Origin of the sequence: Rugamonas violacea (genome assembly GCF_016461825.1) — a bacterium.
In the GTDB taxonomy this organism is placed as follows: Bacteria; Pseudomonadota; Gammaproteobacteria; order Burkholderiales; family Burkholderiaceae_D; genus Rugamonas.
In genome coordinates this window covers 45,161-50,608 of sequence record NZ_JAEMNU010000152.1, presented here as the reverse complement: position 1 = coordinate 50,608, position 5,448 = coordinate 45,161, and the positions used below count along the sequence as shown (strand labels likewise).

The following is a 5,448-nucleotide window of genomic DNA, read 5'->3' as shown; positions in this document are numbered from 1 at the left end:
CGGGCGGCTCAGGCCGCCGTCAGCGCGGCGCGCCAGCCGAGGCCGGCGGCGGTGCCGTCGCGGGGAATGTATTCGCAGCCGATCCAGCCGTCGTAGCCCAGCTCGTCTATGAAGGCGAACAGGTGGCGGTAGTTGATCTCGCCCGTGCCCGGCTCGTGGCGGCCCGGCGTGTCGGCCAGCTGCATGTGGCGGATCAGCGGCAGGCGGGCGCGGATTGTATTGCTCAGCTCGCCTTCCATGCGTTGCATGTGATAGATGTCGTATTGCAGGAACAGGTTGTCGCGGCCGCAGTCGGCCAGGATCGCGCAGGCCTGCGCGCTGTGGTTGAGGAAGTAACCGGGGATGTCGTAGTGGTTGATCGGCTCGATCAGCACGGCGATGTTGTGCGGGCGGAACTGGTCGGCGGCCCAGGCCAGGTTCTCCACCAGCGTGGCACGGGCCCGCTCCGGCGCCAGGCCGGCCGGGGTGATGCCGGCCATGCAGTGCACCTGTGGCACGGCCAGCTCGACGGCGTATTCCAGGCCGAGCTGGACGCTGTCCTTGAACTCGTCGGCGCGGCGCGGATCGCAGGCCATGCCGCGGTCGCCGCCGGCCCAGTCGCCCGGCGGCAGGTTGTGCAGCACCAGGCTGAGCTGGTGGCGGCGCAGGCGCTCGCCGATCTGCTCGGCCTCGTAGGCGTAGGGAAAGAGGAACTCGACGCCGGCGAAGCCGGCCTCGTGGGCCAGGGCGAAGCGGTCGAGGAAGGGCGCCTCGGTGAACAGCATCGACAGGTTGGCGGCGAATTTGGGCATGGAAACTCCTGGCAGGGGGCTGGGATGCGCGCACGCGGCGCGGGGCCAAGTCGCTATGCTAATCCAAAACCGTGGGGGCACGGGATAAGCCGGGGGCGGGAAGATTTGTTCTCGTTCTTTATGCTGCCGGCGGCAATCGAAACCACCCGACGGCAGGAAGCCGGGGTCGGACCCGCGGGTCCGACCCCAGGTTTGCGCCTCTGGGGTTGAGCGGGCCACCGGTCGGCGGCCGGCGCTACTGCCGGGCGCGGGCGAACTGCTCGAACTGCGCGGCCGGCAGCGGCTTGCTGAAGTAGTAGCCCTGCATCTCGTCGCAGCCTTGTTCGCGCAGGAACTCCAGCTGGCCGGCCGTCTCGACGCCCTCGGCGATGGTCAACAGGCCCAGGCTGCGGGCCATCTGGATGATGGCGCCGACGATGGCCTTGTCCTCCGGGTCGGTGCAGATGTCGCGCACGAAGGACTGGTCGATCTTCAGCTTGTAGACCTTGAACTTCTTCAAATGGCTGAGCGAGGAATAGCCGGTGCCGAAGTCGTCGATCGACATGCGCACGCCGCGCTCGTGCAGGCTGTTCATCATGGCGATGGCGCCCTGCGGGTCGTGCATCGCCACCCCCTCGGTCAGTTCGAGCTCCAGGTATTCGGCCGGCAGGCCCTCCTCGTCGAGGATCTGGGTCACCAGGCGCGGCAGGTCGGCCTGGCGGAACTGCACCGCCGACAGGTTGACCGCCATCACCAGCGGCGCCAGGCCGGCGTCGATCCACAGGCGCGCCTGACGCGCCGCTTGGCGCAGCACCCAGGCGCCGATCGGCAGGATCAGGCCGCTGTCCTCGGCCGCCGGGATGAACTCGGCCGGCGAGACCTGGCCCAGCTCCGGCGAGTGCCAGCGCAGCAGCGCCTCGGCGCCGACGATGCGCCCGCCCTGCTGGGAGAACTGCGGCTGGTAGTGCACCTGCATCTGGCCGCGTTCGAGCGCCTGGCGCAGCGCCGACACCAGTTGCAGATTGCGCGCCGAGCGTTGCTGCATCTCCGCCGTGAAGAAGCGCAGGTCGTTGCGGCCCTCCCGCTTGACCCGGTACATGGCGGCGTCGGCGCACTGGAACAGCGTCGCCAGGTCGGCGCCGTCGGCCGGGTACAGGGCGATGCCGATCGAGGCCGTCACGTTCAGGTCGTGCGAGGCGATGTGGCAGGGCGCCTCGATCAGGCCGAGCAGATGGCGCGCCGCCAGCGCGGCGGCGGCGGCGTCGACGCCGGGCAGCACGAACATGAATTCGTCGCCGCCCAGGCGCGCCAGCAGGTCGCCCGGCCGCAGGGTCTGGCGCAGCCGGCCGGCCAGCTCGACCAGCAGGGTGTCGCCGGCGCTGTGGCCGAGCGAGTCGTTGATGTCCTTGAAGTGGTCGAGGTCGAGCAGCATCACCGCCGCCGTCTGGCGGCCCTGCCGCGCCAGGCTCAGGGCGTACTCGGCGTGGTCCTGCAACTGGGTGCGGTTGGACAGGCCGGTCAGCGCGTCGAAATGGGCCAGGTACTGGATCTGCGCGTCGGCCCGCTTGCGCGCCGTGATGTCGCGGGTGATCCCCAGCAGCATGGCCGGCTCGCCCGGCCCGCCGGCCATCGGCGCGGCGTGCGTCTCCATCCAGTGCTTGCCGCCGCGCAGGCCGCACACCTCGAACTCCAGCGTGCCGCTGCCGCCCTGGATGACGCGCTGGTGCAGGGCGATGAAGTCGGCGCGGTAGGCCGGCAGCACCAGATCGACCAGGTTGTGGCACTGCAGCTGCTCCAGGCTGTCGGCTTCGAGGATGGCCAGGCCGGCCGCGTTCATCTCCAGCAGGCGGCCCTGGCTGTCGAGCACCTTGATGCATTCGGGTTCGGTCTCGATGATGGTGCGCAGGTGCCGCTCGCTTTTGCGCAGCAGCGCGTCGGCCTGCTCGCGGCGGGCCTCGCGGTCGAAGTTTTTCAGCGCGAACTCGATGTCGAGCACCATCTCCAGCAGCAGCTCGCGCGCCTCCTGGTCGAAGGCTTGCGGCGTGGCCGAGTACAGCGAGAAGAAGCCGACGATGCGGCCGTCGCGGCGCAGCGGCAGCGCCGCCGAGGCGCCCCAGCCGTACTGGGCGCCGCGGGCGTGCCAAACGGCGGTCGCCGGATCGGCCTGGAAGTCCTGGCACCAGTAGGGCTGTCCGCTGCGGTAGGCGCGGCCGATCGGGCCGCGACTGTGCGGGTGCGCCTCGTCGAGCGGCAGGTGCAGGCCGTTCAGGTAGTCGGTGCCGTCGCCGTGCATGGCCGCCGCCACGACGTGGCCGTCGGCGCCTATCATGCCGATCCAGGCCATCTTCATGCCGCCATGCTGCACCACGGCGCGGCAGATCCGCTCGAACAGCTCGGCCTCGCTGGTGCTGCGCACGATCGCCTGGTTGCATTGGCTTAGCGCGTTGTACAGCCGGCTGACGCGCTGGTGGCGGGCCAGCGCCTCGCCGCGCTCGGCGTCGATGCGGCGCAGGCTTTGCTGCATCTCGGCCAGCCAGCCCAGCACGCTGTGCTGGCGTCCCGCCGGCACCGGGACGGTGCTGGCGAAGTCGCCGCCGCTGAGCCGTTCGATGCGCTGGTGCAGCAGGTCGGCGCGGCAGCCGAGGATGGCGTCGAGGTCGCGCTTGCTGCGCCACACCAGGTAAAGCAGCAGCGCGCCGGCCAGCAGCACGGCGGCGCGCATGCTGCGCGCGTTGCCGGCGGCGTTGTGCACCGCCTCCAGCGTGCGCTGCTCGACGCTGTTCTGTACCTGGCCGATCGGCCGCATGATGGCGGCCTTGGCGCGCCGGTAGTCGGCGCTGTACAACTGCGCGTTGGCGGCCTGGCGCCGCGCCGCCGCGCCGGGGTCGCCGGCGCCGCCGGTGTCGGCATTGGCGTTGGCGCCCTCGAACAGGGTCATGGCGGCCAGCTCGGTGTGGGTCAGACTATCGGAGTTGTGTTTGGCTTCGCTGAGCAGCGAGAATTCGAGCGCGCTGAAACCGGCCCGGCGCATCCGTTCGAGCAGCGCCGCCGGCGCTGCCGCTGCCGCTGCCGCCGGCGGCGCCGAGGCGGCGGCCACCGGCAGGTCCCAGTAGGCGTGCCGCTCGGCGGCCAGGGCGCCCGGCCGACCGTCGCGCGTCGCCAGCACCTCATGGTAGTGGCGCCGGTAGGCCGGCTCGCCGGTGGCGATGTAGCTGCGCACCGCGCGGGTCAGCTCGTCGGAGGAGCGGCGCAGCTCCTCGGTCAACTGGTAGGACTGGTAGCGCAGCTCGTTGGCCTCGTCGATGCGCTGCTCGGTCCAGACGTACAGGGCGAAGCTGGCGGCGAACAGCGCCAGCGCGGCGACCGTCAGCCAGGCGCTGCGCGAGAAACGGGACATGGTGCTGCGGGCGGTGGTGGTCATCTTGGTCGTCGGTGGCGCGCCGTGCCACCGGCGCCGGGCGGGTGGGCGGGGCCTAGACGGCGGGGCCGACGTCCATGCCGTCGTAGGTTTCGATCTGCTGCTCCTCGGCGAAGCGGTACAGCTCCTGGTTGCGCGCGTGCAGGCTGTCGGCGTCGTGCTGCTCGACCTTCTCGACGTGCAGCCAGCTCTGCGCCGGAGTGCCGTCGGCCTGGGCCGCCGAGTCGAACAGGCCGACCACGCGGTAGCCCTTGGCCTGCAGCAGCGGCGCCGCCGCTTCCAGCTTGGCCTTGGCCTGGTCGGCGAAGAAGTAACCCCACAGCAGCGGCTTGCTGCTGTCCCAGGGGGCGTTCTGCGCCATGTCGGCGAACAGTTCGGTCATGTCTTGTTTGGTGATTTTTTTGCTACTCATGCTGCGCTTTCCTTGTATGTCGTTATACCGGGCGCGTGGCGCCGGCCCGGCTCGGTTGCTACATTGTAGCCCCTGGCGGCACGGCGCCGGCCGCAGGCGCCCTTGCTGGTGCTGCTAAACGAGGGCGGAAAACAACAGGCGCACGCGCAGGCCGCGTCCACCGGCGCCGTCGGCCAGGACGATGGCGGCGCCGTGCAGGGCGGCGATGTCGGCCACGATGGCCAGGCCCAGGCCGGCGCCGCCCGGGTTGCGCTCCAGCGTGGCGGCGGCGCGGTAGAAGGGCGCGAAGACCTTTTCGCGCTCGGCGGCGGCGATGCCGTGGCCGCTGTCCTCGACCTCCAGCCACACCATGCCGGCGCCGCCGGCGTCGGCGGCGTCCGCCGCGGCCCCGCTCCCGGCCTCGGCGGCGCCGGCCAGCACGCGCAGCACCACGCTGCCGCCGGCCGGCGTGTAGCGCAGCGCGTTGTCGAGCAGGTTGGCGACCAGTTCGTGCAGCAGCAGGGCGTGGCCCTGGATCAGTCCGGCCTGCCCGGCTTCGAGCGACAGGTCGATGTTCCTGGCGACGGCGGCCGGCGCCAGCTCCAGCGCCACCTGGCGCAGCGTGTCGCGCAGCGCCACCGGCGCCAGCGCCATGCCCTCGCCGCCGTGCTCGATGCGCGCCAAGGTCAGCAGGCGGTTGGCCAGGTTGACCGTCGAGTCGGTGGTGGCGGCGATGCTGCGCACGATCTCGCCCAGCGCGGCGCGCAGCTGCGCCGGCTCGTGTTCGCGCTCGCACTCGCGCAGCGCCAGCTCGGCCTGGGTCTTCAACACCGTCAGCGGCGTGCGCAGCTGGTGCGAGGCGTGGGGGG

General features: G+C 71.3%; 3 protein-coding genes and 1 pseudogene (1 of these 4 running past the window's edge). All 4 read right to left on the bottom strand.

The window, feature by feature from the left end:
• Positions 1–8: 8 nt before the first annotated feature.
• Positions 9–791: a 2-oxo-tetronate isomerase gene (gene otnI / locus H7U20_RS28425; protein WP_199762496.1), complete on the bottom strand. Its 783-nt coding sequence runs from the start codon at positions 789–791 to the stop codon at positions 9–11.
• A 235-nt stretch (positions 792–1,026) separates the two neighbouring features.
• Positions 1,027–4,191: a putative bifunctional diguanylate cyclase/phosphodiesterase gene (locus H7U20_RS28420; RefSeq protein ID WP_199762495.1), complete on the bottom strand. Its 3,165-nt coding sequence runs from the start codon at positions 4,189–4,191 to the stop codon at positions 1,027–1,029.
• Between the two features lie 52 nt (positions 4,192–4,243).
• On the bottom strand, positions 4,244–4,600 hold the full coding sequence (locus H7U20_RS28415) for a ribonuclease E inhibitor RraB (RefSeq protein ID WP_199762494.1): 357 nt from the start codon (positions 4,598–4,600) through the stop codon (positions 4,244–4,246).
• Between the two features lie 114 nt (positions 4,601–4,714).
• Positions 4,715–5,448: pseudogene (locus H7U20_RS28410) on the bottom strand (sensor histidine kinase); it runs 741 nt beyond the window's last position.

Bases quoted from the DNA above. Each gene is read 5' to 3' on its own strand.
- H7U20_RS28415 (WP_199762494.1), bottom strand. From the start codon at position 4,600: ATGAGTAGCAAAAAAATCACCAAACAAGACATGACCGAACTGTTCGCC.
- otnI (WP_199762496.1), bottom strand. From the start codon at position 791: ATGCCCAAATTCGCCGCCAACCTGTCGATGCTGTTCACCGAGGCGCCC.
- H7U20_RS28420 (WP_199762495.1), bottom strand. From the start codon at position 4,191: ATGACCACCACCGCCCGCAGCACCATGTCCCGTTTCTCGCGCAGCGCC.